The sequence below is a fragment of the Longimicrobium sp. genome (genome assembly GCA_036387335.1).
Taxonomy (GTDB): domain Bacteria; phylum Gemmatimonadota; class Gemmatimonadetes; order Longimicrobiales; family Longimicrobiaceae; genus Longimicrobium.
In genome coordinates, this window is sequence record DASVTZ010000033.1 from 15,486 (window position 1) to 37,276 (window position 21,791).

The following is a 21,791-nucleotide window of genomic DNA, read 5'->3' on the forward strand; positions in this document are numbered from 1 at the left end:
CCCGCTCCAGCGTCGGCCCCAGCACACCGCACTCCTTGCGGCGACCGAAGAATCTAGCCCGCGCCGGGCCGGGGCCCGCGCCGCACGCCGGACCTCTCGAAACGCGCAGTAGATCCTTCGTTCGCGCCAAAGGGTTGAGCACGGGCGAGGACGGTGAAGCGCTTCACTCAGGATGACAATAAAAGGGTGTCACTCGAGCGGGCCGGGGCCGTAGTGCGGCGTGCTCTGCGTGAGGGCCTGCACGAAGCCCGTGCGGCGAAGATAGCCGTTCTCGCGCATCACCTTTACGAGCTGCGCCTTTTCGCGTAGGAGGAGCATCTGCTGCTCCGGGCCAGCGATGTTGAGCTCGCGGTTCAGCTCGGCCAGGCGCTCCAGGTGCGCCCGCTCCAGGATCTGCGACACGCTTCCGCGAAAGAACGCCTCGGCCGGCACCATCGACGCGATCTCAGGGTCGCCGCGCAGCTCCTCGAGGAGCGGCTGCACCGCGGGCGGAAAGCGGGTGAGCCACTCGCCCTCGGGGTCGCGCTGGCCTTCGGCGTCCAGGAGGCCCTGGAATAACGTTCGGTAGAGCGGGAGCAGCAGGGCGTCCGCCTCCACGTGCTTGGCGGCCTCCTCCACCCAGCGCTCGTCGTGGACCATCAGCAGGAGGAGCGAGCGCTCGGCGTTGGTGCGCATGTCCTTGCGCGCGGGCCTCTGCGCGAAATCCTCCGCGCGGCGTCCTTCGTCGCGGCGGCGGCGCTCGAGGGGGCCAGGCGCGCGGGGATCACGCGACGCGGCCTCCGCCACCTCGCGCTCCAGCGTCTCGCGCGGGACGCCCGTCTTCTCGGAGATGCGCCCGATGTACACGCTGCGCACCAGCTCGTCGGAGGCGGCGCGGACGGTGGGGAGCAGGGAGTCGATCGCCTGGCGGGTGCCCTTGATGCTGGAGAAGAAGTCCTTGCGCTCCAGGATCTGGATCTTGCGCTCCATCACGTCCACCGCGTCGTCCAGGAAGCGGCGGAGCGCGGCCTGCCCCTTGTTGCGGACGAGCGAATCGGGGTCCTCCCCCTCCGGCAACGTGGCCACGAGGACCTCCAGCCCGGCGCGCAGGAGCTCGTCGCCGGTGCGAAAGGTGGCCTTGAGGCCGGCCTTGTCGCTGTCGTACAGGAGGATGGCGCGCGGGGCGTAGCGGGCGATCAGTTCGCACTGCTCCTGCGTCATCGCCGTCCCCAGCGGCGCCACGGCGTTCCCCACCCCGTGCGCGGCGAGGGAGACGTAGTCCATGTAGCCTTCCACGACAAGCACCGCCTCTTCCTTGCGGATGGCGCCGCGGCTCCATCCCAGGCCGTACAGGACGTTGCCCTTGTGGTAGATGGCCGACTCGGGCGAGTTCAGGTACTTGGGCGTGCGCTCGTCCGCCTCGCCGAGAATGCGCCCCCCGAACGCCACCACGCGCCCGCTGAGGTCCTCAATGGGGAAGATGATGCGCGCTCGGAAGGCGTCGTAGGGATCACGCCCGTTCTTCGACTCCTTGGCCAATCCGAGCGCCAGCAGGCGACCGTTGTCGATGCCGTGCTTGCGCGCGGCCTCGCCGAGCGCGACCCACTCCTCGGGCGCCCACCCCAGCCCGAAGCGCTCCGCCGTCTCGCGGGTGATCCCGCGCCGCTCCAGGTACTCGCGCGCGGGCTTGCCACGCTCGTCGTCCCAGAGCCGCTTCCTGAACCAGTCCGCCGCGAAGGCGTTGACCTCGTACAGCGGCTGGTTGGGATCGACCTCCTGCCGCCGCGCGCGCTCGTCCGGGATCTCGATCCCCACGCGCTCCGCCACCGTGCGGATCGCCTCGGGATAGCTCATCCCCAGGTGCTTCATCAGGAAGGTGAAGACCGTCCCCCCCTCGCCGCACACGAAGCACTTGTAGTACCCCTTGGCCGGATCGACCGAAAAGTTCGGGCCATCGCCGCCGTGCAACGGGCACGGCCCGCGGAAGGTCCTCCCGGAGCGCTTGAGGCGCGTGTGCTCCGAGACGATCTCCACGAGGTCCGCCTGCTGTCGGACCTGTTCGACGAGGTGATCCGGGATCGGCACGGACTGCGGGGAATGGGGAATGGGGAATGGGGAATCGCTCCCTCACCCGACCTGCTGCGGCGCGATGCGGGGCCGGTGCCCCCGCACTCACGCACTCACGCACTCACGCACTCTCGCACTTCAGTTACGCGAACTCCACCACCGTCACCCCCGTCCCTCCCTCGAACAGCTCACCGGCGCGCGAGGTCAGGATGCGGCGGTCGTTCTTGATCAGGTCGCGGACGTGGGCACGCAGCGCGCCGGTGCCCTTGCCGTGGATGATGCGGAACGACGGCAGGCCCGCCAGGATCGCGTCGTCCACCGCGCGGCCGAGCACCGTCTCCACCTCGTCCACGCGCATCCCGCGCAGGTCCACCTCCGGGTGCGCCTCGCTGGTGTGCGAGTAGTAGCCGGCCGTCGGCTTGCTCCGCTCGCGCTGCTGGTCGCCGGCCGGGAGCGGCGAGAGGTCCTCGCGCGGCAGGAGGATGCGGATGGAGCCCGCTTCCACCAGCGCCTTGCCGTCGCGCACCTCCACGACGATTCCGGTGCGCCCCAGCGACTCGATTCTCACGCGGACGCCCGCCTCCAGCGCCACCGCGTCGGCCGTGCGGGCGGGATGCGCGCCGGCCTTCTTGCGCTCCTGCGGCACGCGCTCGCGCTGGCGGGTCGCGGCCTCCTCCACGCGGCGCCGAGCGGCGCGCGAGGCCTCCTCCAGCTGCGCCGCGTCCGCCACGCCGCGCACCTCTTGGATGGCGGCCTCCACCTCGGCGCGTGAGCGGAGGAGGAGGTCGCGCGCCTGCTGCCGTGCGCGCCGCTCCGCGTCGCGCTCCTTCTCCTTGAGCGAGCGCTCGCGCTCCTCAAGCGCCTGCTGCAGCGCGCGCGTCTCCGCGAGCTGGCGCTCCAGCGCGACGGTGGCTTCCGAGAGGCGCTGCTCCTTCGCCTCCAGGTCCAGGAGGAGGCGGGCCACGTCGCGCTCGCCCTGCGGCAGCGCGGACTCGGCGTGTTCCAGCACCGACTCCGCCATCCCGAGCCGCCGCGCGATCGCCAGGCCGTACGAGCGGCCGGGGATTCCCTTCACCAGGCGGTACGTCGGCTGCAGGCGCTCCGCGTCGAACTGGAGCGAGGCGTTCACGACCCCACGCTCCTCCGTCGCCAGCAGCTTGAGCTGTCCCAGGTGTGTGGTGGCGACGGTGAAGGCGGAGCGGCGCGTCAGCTCGATGAGGATGGCGCGGGCCAGCACGCCGCCCTCCACCGGGTCCGTCCCGCTCCCGATCTCGTCCGTCAGCACCAGCGCATCCCAGTCCGCGCCGTCCAGCGCCTCGCGCAGGTTCTTGAGGTGCGCGGAAAAGGTGGAGAGCGACGCCTCGATGCTCTGCTCGTCGCCGATGTCCGCGAACACCTGGCGGAAGACGGGGAGCTTCGAGCGCGGCCCCACCGGCGGAATGATCCCGCTCTGCGTGAGGAGCGAGATCAGACCGATCGCCTTCAGCAGCACCGTCTTGCCGCCCGTGTTGGGCCCGGAGATCAGCAGCGTCCGCTCCCCCGCGTCCATCCGCAGGTCGAAGGGCACCACGGCCCCGCTGCGCGCCTGGAGCACCGGGTGATAGCCGTTCACGACCTCGTACTCCTCCGTCCCGGCGGGGAGGAGGCGCGGCACGTGCCCGTCCGACTTGATGGCGTAGCGCGCGCGGGCGTACACGGAGTCCAGCGCCACCATCGCGTCCAGCGTCGCCAGCAGCTCCGGCTGCATCGGCCGCAGCCGGGCGGAGAGCTCGCGCAGGATGCGCGTGACCTCGCGCTGCTCCGTCGCCTCCAGCTCGCGGAGGCGGTTCATCATCTCCACGGCGACGGGCGGCTCCACGAAGAGCGTCGCGCCCGTCCCGCTCTCGTCGTGCACGATGCCGCCCACCTCGCCGCGCCCTTCGCGGCGGATGGGGATCACGAAGCGCCCCTCGCGCACCGTCACCGATGCGTCCGGCACCTGGTAGTGCGCCGGGAGCGACGAGACGTAGGACGCCAGCTTCTCCACCAGCCGGTTGCGCGCGCTCTTGATCTCGCGGCGCGTGCGGTAGAGGAGCGGCGAAGCCTCGTCTCGCACGGTGCCGTGGTCGTCCACGGTGCGCCCGATCTCCGTCTCCTCCTTCTCCGCCTCCACCAGCGCGCCGGCGAGCATCGCCAGGAGCGGAAAGCTCGCGGCCTGGCCCTGGATCGCGCGCCGCGTCACCCGCGACGATGCGAGGAGCGTCGCCACGTCGCGAAGCTGCGAGCCGTCTAGCACGGAGCCCTCCACGCGCAGCTTGCGGAGCGGGTCGCGCACGTCCGGGATCGCGGGGATGTACCACCCCGAGTCGCCGCGGAGGAAGCCGCGCATCTGGTCCACGCGCGCCAGCTCCGGCTCGATCCACCCGAGGTCGGCCGAGGGCTCCAGCGCGCGCACCGCGTCCCCGCCGAGCGCAGACGATGCGTAGCGTGCGACGATGTCCAGCGCGTCGCGGTACTCTAGGACGTTGAGAGCGTGCGGATTCATCCGGATCTGCGTGCGTTCATTCCGCAAGGTACGTCGTGCGCCCCTCCCGCGCGACGGATCAGCACGCTGTATACCCCCGCCCCGCTCCCTCGGTTCAGCCCCGCCACAACCGAACATTAACCGAAAATACGGAGTAGCGGAAGTATCCCAACAACAATCTCACGCGGAGGCCCGAAGACGCGGAGAAAAGAACTGCAGCTGCTTGGGTGTTCTTTTTCTTTTCTCTCTGCGTCTCCGCGTCTCCGCGTGAGGCCCTGTTGTTTCGATCACGAAAAATCGACGGCCCCAGCGCATCGCACCGGGGCCGTTGTTTATCGCTTGCGCTCTTCCAGGTCGCCCCAGCGCAGCTTGACGCGCAGGGTGGAGAAGAAGCTGCGCTCGGGGAGGCGGACGAGGGACACGCGCTCGTCCGCGCGGCGCACCACGACGCGGGCGCCGGGGATGAGGCGCTCGCTCTCCTGGCCGTCGATGGTCAGGATCAGCTCCTCGGTGGGGGAGAGCACCTCCACCGTCAGCGTCTCCTCCGCGGGGAGGACGAGGGGGCGCACGCTGAGCGTGTGGGGAGATATCGGGGTGGCGATGATGCAATCCACGGCCGGGTGGACGATGGGGCCGCCCGCCGAGAGGGAGTACGCCGTGGAGCCGGTGGGCGTCGCCAGGATGATACCGTCCGCGCTGTAGCTCCCCACCTCTTCGCGAAGCGCCGTCACCTGCAGCCGGATCACGCGCGCCGAGCCGCCCTTGTGCAGCACGGCGTCGTTCAGCGCCAGGTACTCGCCGCGCTCCTCGCCGTCCGGCCCCATGGAGCGGATGTCCAGCGCCATCCGCCGGTCCAGCTCGAAGTCGCCGCGCAGCCAGCAATCCAGCGCCAAATCCAGCTCGGCAGGATGCGCGGTGGTGAGGAAGCCCAGGTGCCCCAGGTTGATCCCCAGCACCGGCACGGAGTCGCGCGCCACCAGCCGCGCGCCCCGCAGCAGCGTCCCGTCGCCGCCCAGCGTGAGGAGCACGTCAAGCGTGGGGATCAGGTCGGGCGTCAGGACCGCCGAGACGGGGGCCGCCTCCAGGAGGGCGTCTTCCAGGAACAGCTCCAGCCCGCGCTCCCGGGCGAACGCCAGGAGGCGGGCCAGCGCCGCTTCGAGCTCGTCGTACCGGTCATGGCCGACGACGCCGACGCGCCGCGGCCCCGCCCCGTCAGGCGGTCTCAAGCAGCTTCCGCAGCGGCTTGCCCACCAGCGAGCGCGCCCGCGCCGCGATCCCCTCCGGCGTCAGATCCAGCTCGCCCAGCAGCTCGGCGCGCTCGCCGTGCTCCACGAAGCGGTCCGGAAGCCCCATCGACGCGCACCGCACCCCAGGCCAGCGCGCCGCCACGTGCGCCGACGCATACGTGCCGAAGCCGTTCACCACCGTCCCCTCCTCCACCGTCAGCAGGTGCGGGTGCGCGGGGAAGAGGCGCTCCAGCGTCCCCTCGTCGAGCGGCTTCACGAAGCGGGCGTTGACCACGGTGGCCGAGACGCCTTCGCGCTGCAGCATCTCCGCGGCCGCCATCGCGGGCGCCACCATCGTCCCGACCGCCAGGATCGCGACGTCCTTGCCGGTGCGCAGCGTCTCCCAGCTCCCGTGCACCACCGGCTCGATCTCCGCGATCGGCCGTGGCAGCGCGGGGACGTTGTCGCGCGGAATGCGGATGGCGAAGGGGCCGTGCTTCCACTCCAACGCCAGCTTCAGCAGACCGATCAGCTCGTCCGCGTTGTGCGGCGCCGCGATCGTCATCCCCGGCACCGGCAGCAGGTAGGCGATGTCCAGCCCGCCGTGGTGCGTCTGCCCGTCGTCGCCCGCGATGCCTGCGCGGTCCATCACGAAGCACACCGGCAGCTCCTGCAGCGCCACGTCGTGGACGATGGAGTCGTACGCGCGCTGGAGGAAGGTGGAGTAGATCGCCACCACCGGCTTGATCCCCTGCGTCGCCAGCCCGGCGGCAAAGGTGACGGCGTGCCCCTCGGCGATCCCCACGTCGAAGAAGCGCTCGGGGTGTGCCTTCTGGAAGATGTCGGTGCTCGTGCCCCCGGCCATCGCGGCGGTGATCGCCACCACGTCCCGGTCCTCGGCGGCCAGCTCCGTGAGCGCCTGCCCGAAGACGTTCTGCCAGCGCGGCAGCCCGGCGGCGGAGACCTTGAGCGGTGCGCCGGTGGTGCGGTCGAAGCCGCCCTGCGCGTGCCACTTCACCTGGTCCGCCTCGGCCGGCGCGAACCCCTTCCCCTTGGTGGTGAGGACGTGCACCAGCCGCGGCCCCTTCATCTTGCGCACCAGTTCGAACGTCTCCACCAGCGAGGCGACGTCGTGCCCGTCTACCGGACCCACGTAGCGGAATCCGAGCTCCTCGAACAGCATCCCCGGAACGAACATCCCCTTGAAGGCGTCATCCGCGCGGACGGCGAAGTGCTCCACCATCTCGCCGATGGTGCCGATGCGCGGCGCCGCGTGCACCAGCCGCTTCACCTCTTCGCGGATGCGGTTGTACAGCGGCGAGGTGCGCACGCCGGTCAGCCGCTTGTGGACGCCCAGGTACTTGTGCAGCGCCCCCACGTTGGGGGAGATCGACATCTGGTTGTCGTTGAGGACGACGATCAGGTCCCGGTCCGTGTCGCCGGCGTTGTTGAGCGCCTCGTACGCCAGCCCGCACGTCATGGAGCCGTCGCCGATCACCGCGATCGCCTCGTAGTCGTCGCCGCGCAGGTCGCGCGCGGCGGCGATCCCCACCGCGGCGGAGATCGAGGTGGCGGCGTGCCCGGCGCCGAAGACGTCGTACTCGCTCTCGTCGCGGCGCAGGAAGCCGGAGAGCCCGTGGCGCTTGCGGATGCCGGGCATCCCCTCGTTGCGCCCGGTGAGGATCTTGTGGGGGTACGCCTGGTGCCCCACGTCCCAGATGAGCTGGTCGCTCGGGGTGTCGAAGGCGCGGTGGAGCGCCACGGCCAACTCCACCGCACCCAGGTTGGAGCCGAAGTGAGCGCCCTTGTGGGCCGCCACCACGTCGATCACGCGGTCGCGCACTTCCTGGCAGAGGGCGGGAAGCTCCTCGGCCGGCAGCGCGCGGACGTCCGCGGGAAATTTCACACTGTCGAGAAGTGCCACGGGGCTCCTTCCTTCCACTCTCAAGGGTCGGCCGGACGGCCGCATCCGAACAATCTAGACCATGAGCCGCGCTCAACCAACCTCTGCCCGTCACAGCCGCGGCACGGCATCCACTTTACAGTACAAAGCATCCGCGCCCGCGTCAACCTTTCTCCTGGCGCACGAACTAGCCGAGCAGGTCGTATAACCGGAGGTGGTGGAAGTTAAAAACATCCACGTCCTCCGATCGGAGGTACTGCGAGAGGCGGAAATCGTCTGTGAGGACGAGATAGCGGCCCTTGGCCTCGCGCAGCACGGCCGTGTCAGTGATTCCGAAGCGCGGGAAGGCGGGGTCTTCCGCGAGCTCCGCCGCGGGAGTGTGTTCTTCGCCGAAAAGCCTGAGTCCCGCGCTCAGTGCCGCGAATACGCCCGTCCGCGTACGATCTGTCAACTGTCCCGCGAGGTTGCTGACCTCCGTCAGGATATGCGGAGTTGTAACGATCCGCCTGAAGTGCTCGATGAAGGCTACGAGGAGATCGTGATCCCCTGAGGTGAACTGCATCGTCCGCTTGAATCTCGCGATTTCGTTCGGATCGTGTGCGCCCACGAAGTACATCAGGAGCAGGTTGGTGTCGATGAGCACCCCCGATCCACGGTAACGCGCGACGGTGGCGGCGGGGATCATGCGACGGAGCGAATCTTCATCGAGCGGACCTCACCGGTCTCGCGGTCGACCTCGAAGATCTTGTAGTCCCGCCCGCTCCCCGCACGCGCGAGCGCCACGAACGGATTGGCGGGGCTCGGCCAACTGAGCGTGATCAGCCAGAACCGGTCGTCGGACGAAGGCTCCACTTCCTCCAACAGGAGGCTGCTCTCCCCCCTTTCCCCGTACATCTCCCTTGCATAGCGCACTGCCGCCTGGACCGCCGTCTTCACATCGATCATCGTTCACCTCCGAACCCTATGTGGGGAGACGATTCCGTTTTACTTCCTCTGTGTCTCTGTGTCTCTGTGTGCGCCAAGCGGTTGCAGTCCTTCGCGTCTCCGCGCCTCCGCGTGAGACCCGTTTTGTCAGCTTCGCCGCTCGAGCACGAACCGGGCGAGCGCCTCCAGCTCGGGCGACGCGATGCGGGCGGCGTGCAGTGCGGAGATCGCCTCCTCCACGCGGCTGGCGGCGAGGGCGCGGGCGCCTTCGATGCCAAAGAGCGCCGGGTACGTCGCCTTCCCCACCGACTCGTCCTTGCCCGCGGTCTTCCCCAGCACCTCCGCGCTGGCGGTGACGTCCAGCACGTCGTCCACGATCTGGAAGGCGAGGCCGAGGTCCTCGCCGTACACCGTGAGCGCGGCGAGCACCTCCTCGCGCGCGCCGGCGGCGAGGGCGCCGATGCGGAGAGAGGCGGCGAGGAGCGCGCCCGTCTTGCGCCTGTGGATCGACTCCAGCGCGGCGACGTCGGTGGGGCGCTCCTCGTTCTCGAGATCCAGCACCTGTCCGCCCACCATCCCCGCCACGCCGCTCGCCCTGCACAGCTCGCCCACCAGCCGCGTCCGCCTCCCGCGCGAAAGCTCGAGCGCGCGGGCCGCGCCGTCCAGCATGGAGACGGCGGCGGGGATCAGCGCCGCGCCGGCCAGCGTCGCCCGCGGCACGCCGAACACCACGTGCAGGGTCGCGCGCCCGCGCCGCAGGGCGTCGTCGTCCATCGAGGGGAGGTCGTCGTGCACCAGGGAGTAGGTGTGGACGATCTCCACCGCCGTCGCCAGGCGGTACACGCGTTCGTCCGGCTCGCCCGCGGACGCGCGCCAGGCCGCGGCGCACAGGATGGGACGCAGGCGCTTCCCCGGCGTGGCGAGGGCGTAGCGGACCGGCTCGCGGAGGGGGAGCGCTACGAATTCGGTGATCTCCCGCGCGACCTCCTCCAGCGCACGGTTCACGCGGGCACGCTCGCGCGCTAGGAAGTCGTCGAGCCGGGCGGAGGGGATGGGGTCGGCCAGCGTCACCGCTCCTCCGCCATCGGGTCCTGCCGGAAACCGTCGCCCTCTTCCACCAGGAGGCGAATGCGCTCCTCCGCGCCGTCCAGCACGGCCTCGGCGCCGCGCAGGAGGCGAACCCCCTCTTCAAAGAGCGCCAGCGACTCGTCCAGCTCCAGGCCGTCGCCTTCGAGCTGCTCCACGATCTCACCCAGGCGCTCCAGCGCGCCCTCCAACCTGGTCTCGCTCATCGTTCCGTCGTGGGCTCGGCGCGGCAGGGGACGGTGCCGTCCGCCACGCGCAGGTCAAAGCGCCCTCCCGGCGCGAAGTCGGCGCGGGAGCGGAGCACCCGCCCCTCCGGCGACAGGGGGACGGCAAAGCCACGCGCCAGCGTAGCGAGCGGCGAGAGCGCGTGCAGCCGCCCCGCCACCGCCGACACGCGCTCGCGCCGCCCGCGCAGCCCACGCTCGGCCGCGTCGCGCAGGTCCAGCCGCGCGGAGAAGACCGCCTCGCGCCCCTCCGCTACCTGCTCGCGCGCCGCGTCCACCAGCCGCGCACGCAGCTCCGCGACCTCGCGCCGCACGCGGCTGCCGTCGGGAACGGCGGCTTCGGCGGCGGCGGACGGGGTGGGGGCGCGAAGGTCGGCCACCAGGTCCGCGATGGTGACGTCGGTTTCGTGCCCCACAGCCGAGATCACCGGAATGGGCGACTCCGCGATGGCGCGGGCGACTACTTCCTCGTTGAAGGCCCACAGGTCCTCCACCGATCCGCCGCCGCGCCCCACGATCAGCACGTCCGCGCACCCCGCGCGCCCCAGCCGGCGGATGGCGGCGGCGATCTCGGCGGGGGCGCCCTCCCCCTGCACCCGGGTGGGGGCGAGCACCAGGCGCGTCCACGGCGCACGCCTGCGCACTACGGCCGCCACGTCGCGCAGGGCGGCGCCGTCGCGCGAGGTGACGATCCCCACGCACGCCGGGTGCGCGGGAAGGGGACGCTTCCGCTCGGGCGAGGTCAGCCCCTCCAGCTCCAGGCGGGTGCGCAGGCGGTCGAATGCCAGCTTCCACAGCCCTTCGCCGCGACCCTCCAGCTCCGCCACCACGAGCTGGAACTCGCCGCGCGGCTCGTACAGCGTCACCCGTCCCAGCGCGCGCACCTCCATCCCCTCGGCCGGCGCGGTGGGGAGGCGGCGGGCCTCGTCGCGCCACATCACGCAGCGGAGCTGGGCGTCGGGGCCGCGCAGGGTGAAGTAGACGTGGCCGGAGCGCGCCTTCGTGAAGTTGCTCACCTCGCCAACGACCCACATGGGCGGCAGGACGCTTTCCACAAGCTCGCGCGCGGCGGCGTTGACGTCGGCGACCGTCCACTCCGGGCGGGCGGCGCGCGGCGGCGGAAACCCGGCGTCCGCGTCGCGGGCGGCGACGGCGCGCGCAACCTCTTCGTTGCGGGCCTCGTTCATCCCGCGCTTCGGCCGCTCGCTGGCGCCCGCCGAGGAGAAGAGGTCGTACGTCACGCGGCGGTCCCGGCGCGGCGGCGGGCGCGGGCGGCGGCGCGGCGGGCCGCCTCCACCGTGTTGCGCAGGAGCATGGCGATCGTCATCGGCCCCACCCCGCCCGGCACCGGCGTGATGGCGGAGGCCACCTCGCGCACCGCGTCGAACTCCACGTCGCCGCGGATGACGTAGCCGCGCGCGTCCGCGGGGTCCGCCACGCGGGTGGTCCCCACGTCCAGCACGACAGCGCCCGGCTTGACCATGTCGCGCGTGATCAGCCCCGGCTTTCCCACCGCGACCACCAGGATGTCCGCCAGCCGCGTATGCGAGGCGAGGTCGACCGTGTGGCGGTGGCAGAGGGTGACCGTGGCGTTGGGGCCTGGCGCGAGCAGGAGCGACGCGAGCGGCTTGCTCACGATCAGCGACCTGCCCACCACCACCGCGTGGCGCCCGTGCGTGGGCACGCCCTCGCGGCGGAGGAGCTCCATGATCCCCGCGGGAGTGGCGGGGAGGAAGCCGGCCGGATCGCCCACGAACGCGCGCCCCACATTGAGCGGGTGGAAGCCGTCCACGTCCTTGGCTGGGTGCACGCGCTCCAGCACCGCCATCGGGTCGATGTGGGGCGGAAGGGGGAGCTGCACCAGGATGCCGTGCACCGCGGGGTCCGCGTTGAGACCGTCGATCACGCCGAACAGCTCCTCGGCGCTGATGGCGGCGCCCAGGTGCACGAGGCGGTCGTTCATCCCCGCCTCGTGGCACGCGCGCGTCTTGCTGCGTACGTAGACCTCGCTGGCGGGATCGTTCCCCACCAGCACCACGGCCAGGCCGGGGACGACGCCCGCCTCGGAGCGGAGGCGCTCGACCTCGGCCGCGACCTCGGCGCGGATCTCCCGCCCGATGCGGGTGCCCTCGATGATGCGCGCGCTCACTTCTTCCTGAACTCCCCCTGTAGGACCCGTTCGTACGGCACGCTCACGCGCTGGATGGAGCGGGCGTGCCCCGTCTTCTCGTCTACGTCCACCACCGCGCCCTGCAGCGTCAGCTCCTCGTCGGCCGGCTGCAGCCGCTCGCCGCGGGCGAGGGTGCGCTGCCGCTCGATGGAGAGCTCCGCCTTCATCCCGATCACCCCACCGAGCCCGCCGGTGAGCCCCAGGTCGGTGATCTGCGCGGTGCCGCCCGGCAGCACGCGCTCGTCCGCCGTCTGGCAGTGCGTGTGCGTCCCCACCACCGCCGCCACGCGTCCGTCCAGGTACCGCGCGAACGCCTGCTTCTCACTGGTCGCCTCCGCGTGGAAGTCGACCACGATCACGTCCGCCTCGCCGCGCAGCTCCGCGATGAGCGCATCGGCCATGCGAAAGGGATCGTCCAGCGGAGGCATGAAGGTGCGCCCCTGCAGGTTGATCACCGCCAGCCTAACCGCCCCCACCTTGACCACCGTGTGCCCGCGTCCGGGGTTGGGCGGCGGGTAGTTGGCCGGCCTCAGGAGGCGCGGCTCGCGGTCGAGCAGAGGAAGGATCTCCTTCTTGTCCCACACGTGGTTTCCGGTGGTGATGACGTCCACCCCCAATTCCAGGAACTCGCGGACGGTGTCGGGCGTGATGCCGAACCCGCCGGCGGAGTTCTCGCCGTTGAGGATGACGGCATCCGCCCCCACGTCCTTGCGCACGAGCCGCAGGAGCTGCGTCACCACCCGCCGGCCCGGCGAGCCGATGACATCCGCCACGAAAAGGATCTTCACTCGCCCCGCCTCACCCCGTTCCAGTGATCCTGTACCTCTGACGCGCGCAATCTATCGCGCGTCCCAACCTCCGCACACCCCCGCCTGCGACGTCCGCCACCTCGCCCACGTCATCGTGCGGACGGTGTCCCAAAACAACAACAGGTCTCACGCGGAGACGCGGAGGCGCGAAGAGAAAAAACAGAGAAAAGCTCACACAGAGGCCACAGAAGGAACGGCAAGCCACAGAGAAATACTTCTGCCATTCTTTCTCTGTGTCTCTGTGTCTCTGTGTGAGCCCCGCTGTTCTTCTTTGCTTTTCCTCAGCGTCTCCGCGTCTCCGCGTGAGCTTGCAGTTAAGAGGGCCCGGCTCCACACGGAAGCCGGGCCCTCTGATGTAAAAAGATCGTGGATCAGCGCGCGAAGTCGACGGCCTTGGTCTCGCGCACGACGACGACTTTGATCTGGCCGGGATACTGGAGCTCCGCCTCGATGCGCCGCGCCGTCTCCTCGCTCAGGCGCGACATTTCCTCGTCGGTCACCTGCTCGGGGATGACCATGATGCGCAGCTCGCGCCCCGCCTGGATCGCGAAGCAGCGCTCGACACCGGGGAAGGAGAGCGCGATCTCCTCCAGCTTCTCCAGGCGCTTCACGTACGTCTCGAACATCTCGCGGCGGGCCCCGGGGCGCGAGCCGCTGATGGCGTCGCCCGCCGTCACCAGGAACGACTCGGGATAGAGGTGCGGCTCCTCGTCGTGGTGCGCCTTGATGGCGTTCAGCACCTGAGGCGGCTCGTTGTACTTCTTGGCCAGGTTCCAGCCGAGCTCCACGTGCGTCCCTTCGTGCTCGTGGGTCATCCCCTTCCCCACGTCGTGCAGGAGGCCCATGCGCTTGGCGAGGGTAGCGTCGAAGCCCATCTCGGCCGCCATGTTGCCGGCCAGGATCGCCACTTCCTTGCTGTGCAGGAGCTGGTTCTGCCCGTACGAGGTGCGGAACTTCAGGCGTCCCAGCACCTTGACCACCTCCGGGTGCACGCCGTGGATCCCGAGCTCGTACAGGATCTCCTCGGCGGCCTCGCGCATCCCGTTCTCCACCTCCTTGCGCGACTTCGCCACCACGTCGTCGATGCGCCCGGGGTGGATGCGCCCGTCGGAGACCAGCTTCTCCAGCGCCAGGCGCGCCGTCTCGCGGCGGATGGGGTCGAAGCCGGAGAGGACGACGGCCTCCGGGGTGTCGTCGATGATGACGTCGATCCCCGTGGCCTGCTCGAACGCGCGGATGTTGCGCCCCTCGCGCCCGATGATCCGCCCCTTCATCTCGTCCGACGGCAGGGCGACGACGGAGACGGTGGTCTCGGCCGTGTGGTCTGCTGCGATGCGCTGGATGGCGAGGGAGATGATCTCCTTCGCCTCGCGCTCCGCGTTGCGGCGGGCCTCCTCCTTGATCTCGCGGATGCGGTGGGTGGCGGCGGCCTTGGCACCCTCCTCCATCTCGTGCATGAGCTGGCGGCGCGCCTCGTCCGCCGTGAGCCCGGCGAGCGATTCGAGGCGGTGCTGCACCTCGGCGGTGCGCCCTTGCAGCTCCTTCTCCTGCTCCTCCAGCCGCTTCTCGCGCCGCACCACGGCCTCGGCGCGCTGCTCCTGCGCCTGCCCCTTCTCGTCCAGGAGGTGGAACTTGCGGTCGAGCGCCTCCTCGCGCTCCTGGAGGCGGCGCTCCACCCGCTCCACGTCGTCGCGGCGGCGGGCCTCCTCGCGCTCCCACTCCTCGCGGGCGCGGATCGCCTCCTCGCGCCCCTTCAGCACCTCCGCCTTGCGCAGCGCGTCCACCTCCTGCACGGCGGCGCCCCGGATGCGCTCCGCCTCGTCCTCGGCGGTGGCGCGGCTCGCGCGGAGGCGGCTTTCGAGAACGTTCTTCCCCACGAAGAAGCCGGCGGCCGCTCCCACCAGGAGGGCCACGGCGATCAGCAGGATTTCCATTGTGATTTTATTCCAGGGCGGGCCGGGGCCCGCGTCTTGTCACAAATAAGTACGGCGGCAGACTCGTACCGACCCGCCACCGTTCCATACGCGCATTCTCCAGCGCGGCGGCGGGGAAGCCGCATTCTCAACTTAGGTGCGCGCCAGCTTCCGCCGCAACCCTGTCGTGGAAACGGATGAGTGCCGCTCAGCCCTTTCTCGACCCTCCGCGCGGGCGTTTCGCCGCGTCGTCCTCGCCCGCCTCCTCCAGGATGGCGGCGAGCTCGGCGGTGCGCTGCGCGATCTCTTCGCGCAGCCGGCGCAGCTCTTCGCGGGCGTGGAAGAGCTCGTCGGTGATGGAGAGCGCGGCCAGGGTGGCGGCGCGAAAGGGCTCCAGCGTCTGGTAGCCGGGAAGGCCACGCAGAGTCGTGTCCACGTGCGCGGCGATGGCGCGCGTGTCCTCCGGCGGCAGCTCGGAGCGCAGGACGTGCTTCTCTCCCGCGATCTCCACCGTGACCGAGTGGCGCGTGAGGCGTGCGCGGTTCATCGGCGTGCCTCCAGCATGGCGAGCCGGACCAGCAGCGCCTGGATGCGCTGGCGGGCCTCGTCCGTGCGGCTGCTGAGGAGGGCGTTCTCGGCGCGCAGCCGCCGCAGCTCGCCGCCCGCGTCGTCGGGGGTGGCGGCGCCCACCGCCTCCAGCTCGCGGCGCAGGCGGTCCACCTCGGCCTCCGCCTCGCGGGCGCGGCTGCGCCAGTCGGCGACGGAGGATGCGGCGGCGCGCGCGGCGAGCTCCAGCCGTTCCCAGCCGGCGGCCGGCCCGGCGGATTCAGCGGCGTCGGATACCATGGCGCTCCTCCAGGGCACGCAGCACCCGCTCCACCTCCGCGTCCACCTCGGCGTCGGTCAGCGTGCGGTCGGTGGCGCGGAAGCGGAGGCGCCAGGCCACGCTGCGCGTTCCCTCCGGTAGTCCCTTTCCTTCGTACAGATCGAACGGGGCGAGCCCCTCCAGCAGCGCGGATGCGGCGTCCACGATGGTCGCGCCCGCCTGCTCGGCGGTGACGGCGTGCGGCACCAGGAGCGCCAGGTCGCGCTCGGAGGCGGGCTGCGTGGGAAGCGGGGCGTAGCGGATGCCGCGCCGGTCCATCGCCGCGGCGGGAAGGCGCAGCTCCAGCGTCCACACCGGCGCGGCCCACGCGGGCGCATCCACCCCCTCGCCCGCCCCGCCGCCGCCCAGGCTCCCGTCCGGGCCCACGACGGTGAAGCCGGCGCCCAGCACGTCCACGCGCGCGTCCGGGTACTCGCGGACGAGCTCCTCCAGCATCCCCCTGAGGTCCCACACCTCGTAGGCGCCGGCCTCGCCGGTCCAGTGCCGCGGGGCGCGCGCGCCGCTGAACGCCGCCGCCACGCGCCGCTCCTCGTGCGGCATCCCGCCCGCGGGCCCGGCGCTGAACGCGGTGCCGATCTCGAAGAGCCGCACGTCGCGCACGCCGTGGGCGAAGTTGTGCTCCACGCGGCGCAGCAGGCCGGGGACGAGCGAGGTGCGCAGGAAGCCTTCCTCGGCCGAGAGCGGGTTGAGCACCCGCACCTCGCCCGCGCTCTCCGGCACGAAGCCGGTGGTGCGCGCCTCCAGGAAGCCCCACCCCACGAAGCGCTCCGCGATCCGCCGCTCCACCTCCACCACCGGCGCCTCGGGGACGCTGCTCGGCCGGAACGGCGCCAGCTCGTCGGGGAAGGAGTCGTAGCCTCGGCGCCGCGCGATCTCCTCGATCAGGTCGATCTCCTCCTCCACGTCGCCGCGGAAGCCGGGGACGACCACGCGCATCGGCGAGGCATCTGGGTCCACCTCGAAGCCGATCTCCGCCAGCAGCGTCGCGATCTCCGCGGGCGCGACTTCGGCGCCGAGGACGCGTTTCACCCGCTCCGGACGCAGCGCTACAACGCGCCGGCCCCACGGGCTCGGGTTGAGGTCGAGCGCCTCCTCCGGCGTGCCACCCGCCACCGCCACGATCAGCTCCACCACGCGCTCCAGCGCCACCTGCTGACCCTCCGGATCGACGCCGCGCTCGAAGCGGTACGACGCGTCGGTGGAGAGCACGAGGCGGCTGCGGGTGCGGCGGACCGTCTTCGGCTCGAAGAGGGCGCACTCGAGGAAGATGTCCGTCGTCCCCTCGTCCACCTCGCTGTTCGCGCCGCCCATCACCCCCGCGATCGCGACCGCGCCCTCCCCGTCCGCGATCACCAGGTCGCTGGCGACAAGTGAGCGGTCCGTTCCGTCCAGCGTGGCGATCGACTCGCCGTCGCGCGCGCGGCGGATGCGAACCTCGCCCCCGCGAAGCTTCGCGAGGTCGAAGGCGTGCAGCGGCTGGCCCAGCTCGTGGAGGACGTAGTTGGTGGCGTCGACGATGTTGTTGATCGGGCGCAACCCCACCGCGCGCAGCCTCGTCGCCAGCCACTCCGGCGACGGCCCCACGCGCACGCCGCGCACGACCGCGCCCATGTAGCGCGGGCAACCCGCCTCGTCCTCGATCCGCACCCGCACGCCGGCCACTTCGCCGTCAAGCTGGCCCGTTCGGGTCTCCAGCCGCACGCCGGAGGCATTCGGGAAAGCAGGCAGCTCCACTCCCGCCACTCCACCCGGTGCCAGCTCGCGCGCTACGCCCACGTGCGACAGCAGCTCGCCGCGGTTCGGGGTGACGTCGATCAGGAGGCGGTAATCGTCCAGCCCCAGCGCGTCCACGAAGCGGGTGCCCGGCGCGTAGTCGCCGTTCAGCGTCATCAACCCAGAGTGGTCGCGCCCCAGCCCCAGCTCGCGCGCGGAGCAGAGCATCCCCTCGCTCACCTCACCGCGCAGCTTCGCCTTGCCGATGGTCATTCCGCCGGGCAGCGTCGCGCCGACCGGCGCGAACGGGTAGAAGCGGCCCGCCTCCACGTTCGGCGCGCCGCAAACGACCTGCACGGTCTCGCCGCCCGCGTTGACGCGCGTGACGCGCAGCCGGTCCGCGTTGGGGTGCTGCCACACCTCCTCCACGCGCGCGACCACCACGTCGCCGATCCCCGCGCCGAGGTGCGTGAGCTCGTCCACCGGCGCGCCGAGGAGGGCGAGGCGGTGCGCGATCTCCTCCGCGGTGCCCTTGAGGCCGGGCGCGAGGGACTTGAGCCAGAGGTACGAGACGTTCATGGACCGCCGTGTGTCGTTTACTAGTCAGGCGAGATCACGAGCGGATCGCGCCGCAGATACATCTCTACGAACTCTTCGAACGAACCGGCGACGGCTCGCAGCTCCGCGCCGCCGAAGCTCACCGCGACGGGCGCGGTCGCGGCCGGATCCGGCGAAAGGCGGATCACGTACGCCCAAGCCCAGATATTGTAGTCGGCTATGACGAACCAGCTTTGCGCGTCAGGTGTGGGCACCCAGGACGAGGCCAGGGTCTCGAGGTCCCCCAAGCGCCAGAAGCGGATCAGGTCCTGGTCGAGCGCGGGGCTCTCGCCGTCCATCCGCACCCCCCCGACGTGGAGGAAGTACGCCCGCAGATCGTCCGGCATACCGACGCCGCGCCGCGCCTCGAACGCGCGGATCTCGTCCTCACCCACCCCGCCGTGGCTGCGAATCCCCTGCTCCCCCACCGCTCCACGAGCCGAACGAGGAACGCGGGAGCGTCGTCATCTAGCCATTCCCCATTCCCCATTCCCCATTCCCCGCCGTTACGCGAACTGCCCCAGGAACCTCACGTCCCCTTCGTACAGCAGCCGGATGTCCGTGATGCCGTAGCGCAGCATCGCGATGCGCCCCGGACCCATCCCGAAGGCGTAGCCGGTGTAGCGCTCGGGATCGATGCCGGCGTGCTTGAAGACGTTGGGATGCACCATCCCCGCGCCCATGATCTCCATCCACCCCGTCCCCTTGCACGCCGAGCACCCGGAGCCGCCGCAGATCATGCACGACACGTCCACCTCCGCGGAGGGCTCGGTGAAGGGGAAGTACGAGGGGCGGAAGCGCGTCTTCGCGTCCGGGCCGAAGAAGCGGCGCACGAACAGGGCGAGCGTCGCCTTGAAGTCGGCAAAGGTGACGCCCTCGTCCACTGCAAGCCCCTCGATCTGCTCGAAGGCGGGCGCGTGGCTCGCGTCGAACGGGTCGCGGCGGTACACGGTGCCGGGGATCACCACGCGGATCGGCGGCGCGTGCGCCTCCATGATGCGAGCCTGCATCGGCGAGGTGTGGGTGCGCAGCAGCACCCCCTCGCCCAGGTAGAACGTGTCGTGCATGTCCGCCGCGGGGTGATCGAGCGGAAAGTTGAGCTTGGCGAAGTTGTACTCCGCCGTCTCCACCTCCGGCCCCGCCACGCGGCTGAACCCCAGGTCGCGAAAGATTTCGCAGATCTCGTCCACCACCTGCCGCACGGGATGGATCCCGCCCCGCCACGGCGCGCGCCCGGGGAGCGTCAGGTCCTCGCGCGGCCCCGTGTCCGCGGCGGCGGCCTGCGCGGCGGTCCGCGTGTCGAAGAGGGCGTTGAGGGCATCGCGCACCCGGTTCCCCTCCGCCCCCACCGCGGGCCGCTCCGCGGGCGACAGCTCGCCCAGGCGGCGCAGGATGCCGGTCAGCCGCCCCTTCCGGCCGAGCAGGTCGATCCGCACCGCCTCCAGCGCCTCGGCCCCATCCGCCGCGCCGATCGCCGCACCACCCTCAGACTCCAGCGCGCGAAGCTGCGCGATCAGCTCTTCCGTGATGCTCATCTTACCTGTTCCGCCCTGGGATCGCCGCGAAGGTCATCGCCCGATGATCGTGTACCCGCCCGCCTCGCGCACCCAGTCGAGCAGAGGCGTGGAAAGCAGGTACACGATGACGCAGAGCACGATCGTGCACACGATTTCGAGCGCCCTGAAAGCGGGCCGCTCGCGAACGATGGTGAGCCGGCGTCGGTTCATCGCGCCCTCGCAGGGTTGATCGTGCTCCGCCGCCACAATCTGGACGGCGGCCCGGCATTTGGCTACCCCGCAAAACACGAGCGGCGCCGTGGAGGTCCACGGCGCCGCTCGGGAACGTCGAAACAGGACAGCTCAGCCCTGGTTCGCCGTGGCGGCGCTGGCGAGCTGCTCAAAGGCCTGCGGCTCGCGCACGGCGAGGTCCGCGAGCACCTTGCGGTCGATCTCGATGCCGGCGCGCTTGAGGCCGTTCATGAAGCGCGAGTACGACAGCCCGTTCATCCGGGCCGCGGCGTTGATGCGGACGATCCACAGGCGGCGGAACTCGCGCTTGCGGTTCTTGCGGTCCCGGTACGCATAGCGGCGGGCCCGCTCCACGGCTTCCTTCGCCGTCTTGTACAGGTTCTTGCGGCGGCCGAAGTAGCCCTTGGCGTCCGCCAGGATCTGCCGCTTCCGCCGCAGGCGGGCGACGTTGTTCTTTACGCGAGGCATGAGTCCAAACCCTCTCTATTCGGTTGCGAAAGCGCGCGTCAGGCCAGGAGGAGGCGCTTCACGCGCTTCTCGTCCGGCTTGGCGAGCATGGTGGTGCCGCGCAGGTTCCGCTTCCGCTTCGGCGACTTCTTGGTCAGGATGTGGCTGTGCATGGCGCTCCCACGCTTCACGCGGCCCTTGGCCGTCACCTTGAAGCGCTTCGCCGCACCCCGGTGGGTCTTCATCTTCGGCATCGGATGACTTCCTTTATTTCGACTCGGCCGCGGGCGGCGCGGGTCGTTCGGGAGCCCGCGGCGCAACCGGCGCGGGCCGTTGAGATGCACCCGCGGCCGCGGGTGCGGGGCGATCGTCCCCTCCCGTGCTCGCGGGGGCGGACCGATCGGAACCTCCAGACGGGCTGGAGGGAGGCTTCAGCGGCGCGATCATCATCACCATGCTGCGCCCTTCCATCATCGGGTGCGACTCTACCTTGCTGATGTCCTGGAGCGCCACCGACACGCGGTCCAGCACCTGCCGCCCGAACTCGGGATGGGCCATCTGGCGCCCGCGGAACATCATGGTCAGCTTGACCTTGTTCCCCTCTTCGAGGAAGCGGCGGGCGTGGCGGAGCTTGAAGTCGTAGTCGTGGTCCTCGATCCCGGGACGCATCTTGACTTCTTTGATCTGTACGTGGTGCTGCTTCTTCCGCGCCTCGCGCTGCTGGCGCTGCTCCTCGTACTTGAACTTGCCGTAGTCCATGATGCGGCAGACCGGCGGCCGGGCCAGCGGTGCGACTTCCACCAGGTCCAGCCCCTGCTCTTCCGCGATCTCCTGCGCCCGTTCGATCGGCAGGATCCCGAGCTGCTCGCCTTCCGGGCTGATCACCCGGACGGGGCTGATACGGATCTGCCGATTCACCCGCACTTTCTCTTGGATGGCGCCGCTCTCCGAATTCGGGGGAAACAAAAAGACGGATCTGAAACGCTCAGATCCGTCCACGCGCACACGCACTCCGTGCTCCGGTGGAGACGGACGGGGCGAGGCGCGATGCGCGGACCCGGCAGCATTCGCCCCCACTGAGGAGACGAAGCCGAAAGGTGGAGGGCCTGCCTGCCCCCACTTGTACAGCATTGGAGCCTGGGAATCTATCCCCGCGCTCCCCGCCTGTCAACCGGCGGGTCAGTGCGGCGTGTAGATGAAAAAGAACGTGACAGCCGCGGTCATCCCCACGGCGAACAGCGCCCACGGCCACCCCGCCTGCGCTCCGACCCCGGAGCCCAGCATCTCGTAGTCCACCTTCTGGTGAACCTCCTGCGCGGCCTCGTCGACCGCGCCCCGGATCTCTCTCGCGATTACTAGCATGCCGGCTTCCAAGGCAACCGGCGTGCCGTTACACGCCACAACTGAGGTACCCCGCATCGGCCGAAGTGATACAGATTTTTACAGAAGGGCCTCACACAGCAGGGGTTCGACAGTAAAAGGTACACGCGAGAGACGGAATTGGCGCCAATGCTGGACTTTTATACCCGAAATCGTTGGATTTGCCGAAAACTTGTTGTACATGGATTTATAATTCACCTTGACTCCGCAGCAGGA

Annotated in this window: 22 protein-coding genes; all 22 read right to left on the bottom strand. The window is 70.5% G+C overall.

What is annotated here, in order from left to right:
- Positions 1-189 precede the first annotated feature (189 nt).
- Complete coding sequence (gene dnaG / locus VF647_03110; protein ID HEX8451056.1) at positions 190-2,064, bottom strand: DNA primase; 1,875 nt, start codon at positions 2,062-2,064, stop codon at positions 190-192.
- 124 nt (positions 2,065-2,188) lie between these two features.
- Positions 2,189-4,570, bottom strand: coding sequence for an endonuclease MutS2 (locus tag VF647_03115; GenBank protein HEX8451057.1), 2,382 nt, complete (start codon positions 4,568-4,570; stop codon positions 2,189-2,191).
- Positions 4,571-4,881: 311 nt separating this feature from the next.
- Positions 4,882-5,775, bottom strand: a complete 894-nt coding sequence (locus tag VF647_03120; protein HEX8451058.1) for an NAD(+)/NADH kinase — start codon at positions 5,773-5,775, stop codon at positions 4,882-4,884.
- Positions 5,762-7,744 carry a 1-deoxy-D-xylulose-5-phosphate synthase gene (gene dxs, locus VF647_03125; protein HEX8451059.1) on the bottom strand — a complete coding sequence of 661 codons (1,983 nt, stop codon included), beginning with the start codon at positions 7,742-7,744 and terminating at the stop codon, positions 5,762-5,764. The genes VF647_03120 and dxs overlap by 14 nt, the downstream gene beginning before the upstream one ends.
- A 121-nt stretch (positions 7,745-7,865) precedes the next feature.
- Entirely contained in the window at positions 7,866-8,363 is a 498-nt protein-coding gene (locus VF647_03130; protein ID HEX8451060.1) for a PIN domain-containing protein, read from the bottom strand.
- Positions 8,360-8,623 (bottom strand): hypothetical protein, encoded by a 264-nt coding sequence (locus VF647_03135; GenBank protein HEX8451061.1) that lies wholly within the window; start codon positions 8,621-8,623, stop codon positions 8,360-8,362. Before VF647_03135 ends, VF647_03130 begins: the two co-directional genes overlap by 4 nt.
- Positions 8,624-8,749: 126 nt before the next feature.
- A complete protein-coding gene (locus VF647_03140; GenBank protein HEX8451062.1) occupies positions 8,750-9,673 on the bottom strand; it encodes a farnesyl diphosphate synthase in 924 nt (307 codons plus the stop codon).
- Positions 9,670-9,894, bottom strand: a complete 225-nt coding sequence (gene xseB / locus VF647_03145) for an exodeoxyribonuclease VII small subunit (protein HEX8451063.1) — start codon at positions 9,892-9,894, stop codon at positions 9,670-9,672. Before xseB ends, VF647_03140 begins: the two co-directional genes overlap by 4 nt.
- Positions 9,891-11,153, bottom strand: a complete 1,263-nt coding sequence (gene xseA / locus VF647_03150; GenBank protein ID HEX8451064.1) for an exodeoxyribonuclease VII large subunit — start codon at positions 11,151-11,153, stop codon at positions 9,891-9,893. Before xseA ends, xseB begins: the two co-directional genes overlap by 4 nt.
- A complete protein-coding gene (locus VF647_03155) occupies positions 11,150-12,061 on the bottom strand; it encodes a bifunctional 5,10-methylenetetrahydrofolate dehydrogenase/5,10-methenyltetrahydrofolate cyclohydrolase (protein ID HEX8451065.1) in 912 nt (303 codons plus the stop codon). The genes xseA and VF647_03155 overlap by 4 nt, the downstream gene beginning before the upstream one ends.
- Positions 12,058-12,870 carry a TIGR00282 family metallophosphoesterase gene (locus VF647_03160; protein HEX8451066.1) on the bottom strand — a complete coding sequence of 271 codons (813 nt, stop codon included), beginning with the start codon at positions 12,868-12,870 and terminating at the stop codon, positions 12,058-12,060. Before VF647_03160 ends, VF647_03155 begins: the two co-directional genes overlap by 4 nt.
- Positions 12,871-13,262: 392 nt before the next feature.
- Positions 13,263-14,825: a ribonuclease Y gene (rny, locus tag VF647_03165; protein ID HEX8451067.1), complete on the bottom strand. Its 1,563-nt coding sequence runs from the start codon at positions 14,823-14,825 to the stop codon at positions 13,263-13,265.
- Between the two features lie 187 nt (positions 14,826-15,012).
- Positions 15,013-15,351, bottom strand: coding sequence for a cell division protein ZapA (locus tag VF647_03170; GenBank protein HEX8451068.1), 339 nt, complete (start codon positions 15,349-15,351; stop codon positions 15,013-15,015).
- The gene (locus VF647_03175; GenBank protein ID HEX8451069.1) at positions 15,348-15,650 is read right to left on the bottom strand and encodes a hypothetical protein; all 303 of its coding nucleotides are present in this window, start codon (positions 15,648-15,650) and stop codon (positions 15,348-15,350) included. Before VF647_03175 ends, VF647_03170 begins: the two co-directional genes overlap by 4 nt.
- On the bottom strand, positions 15,631-17,982 hold the full coding sequence (gene pheT, locus VF647_03180) for a phenylalanine--tRNA ligase subunit beta (protein ID HEX8451070.1): 2,352 nt from the start codon (positions 17,980-17,982) through the stop codon (positions 15,631-15,633). The genes VF647_03175 and pheT overlap by 20 nt, the downstream gene beginning before the upstream one ends.
- 20 nt (positions 17,983-18,002) lie before the next feature.
- A complete protein-coding gene (locus VF647_03185; GenBank protein ID HEX8451071.1) occupies positions 18,003-18,395 on the bottom strand; it encodes an SMI1/KNR4 family protein in 393 nt (130 codons plus the stop codon).
- 111 nt (positions 18,396-18,506) lie between these two features.
- Positions 18,507-19,535, bottom strand: a complete 1,029-nt coding sequence (gene pheS, locus VF647_03190) for a phenylalanine--tRNA ligase subunit alpha (GenBank protein ID HEX8451072.1) — start codon at positions 19,533-19,535, stop codon at positions 18,507-18,509.
- Positions 19,536-19,568: 33 nt separating this feature from the next.
- Positions 19,569-19,727 carry a hypothetical protein gene (locus tag VF647_03195; GenBank protein HEX8451073.1) on the bottom strand — a complete coding sequence of 53 codons (159 nt, stop codon included), beginning with the start codon at positions 19,725-19,727 and terminating at the stop codon, positions 19,569-19,571.
- 132 nt (positions 19,728-19,859) lie between these two features.
- Positions 19,860-20,216, bottom strand: coding sequence for a 50S ribosomal protein L20 (gene rplT / locus VF647_03200; GenBank protein ID HEX8451074.1), 357 nt, complete (start codon positions 20,214-20,216; stop codon positions 19,860-19,862).
- A gap of 38 nt (positions 20,217-20,254) precedes the next feature.
- Positions 20,255-20,449 (bottom strand): 50S ribosomal protein L35, encoded by a 195-nt coding sequence (rpmI, locus tag VF647_03205; GenBank protein HEX8451075.1) that lies wholly within the window; start codon positions 20,447-20,449, stop codon positions 20,255-20,257.
- Between the two features lie 13 nt (positions 20,450-20,462).
- Positions 20,463-21,326 carry a translation initiation factor IF-3 gene (gene infC, locus VF647_03210; protein HEX8451076.1) on the bottom strand — a complete coding sequence of 288 codons (864 nt, stop codon included), beginning with the start codon at positions 21,324-21,326 and terminating at the stop codon, positions 20,463-20,465.
- Between the two features lie 48 nt (positions 21,327-21,374).
- Entirely contained in the window at positions 21,375-21,557 is a 183-nt protein-coding gene (locus VF647_03215; protein ID HEX8451077.1) for a hypothetical protein, read from the bottom strand.
- Positions 21,558-21,791 lie beyond the last annotated feature (234 nt).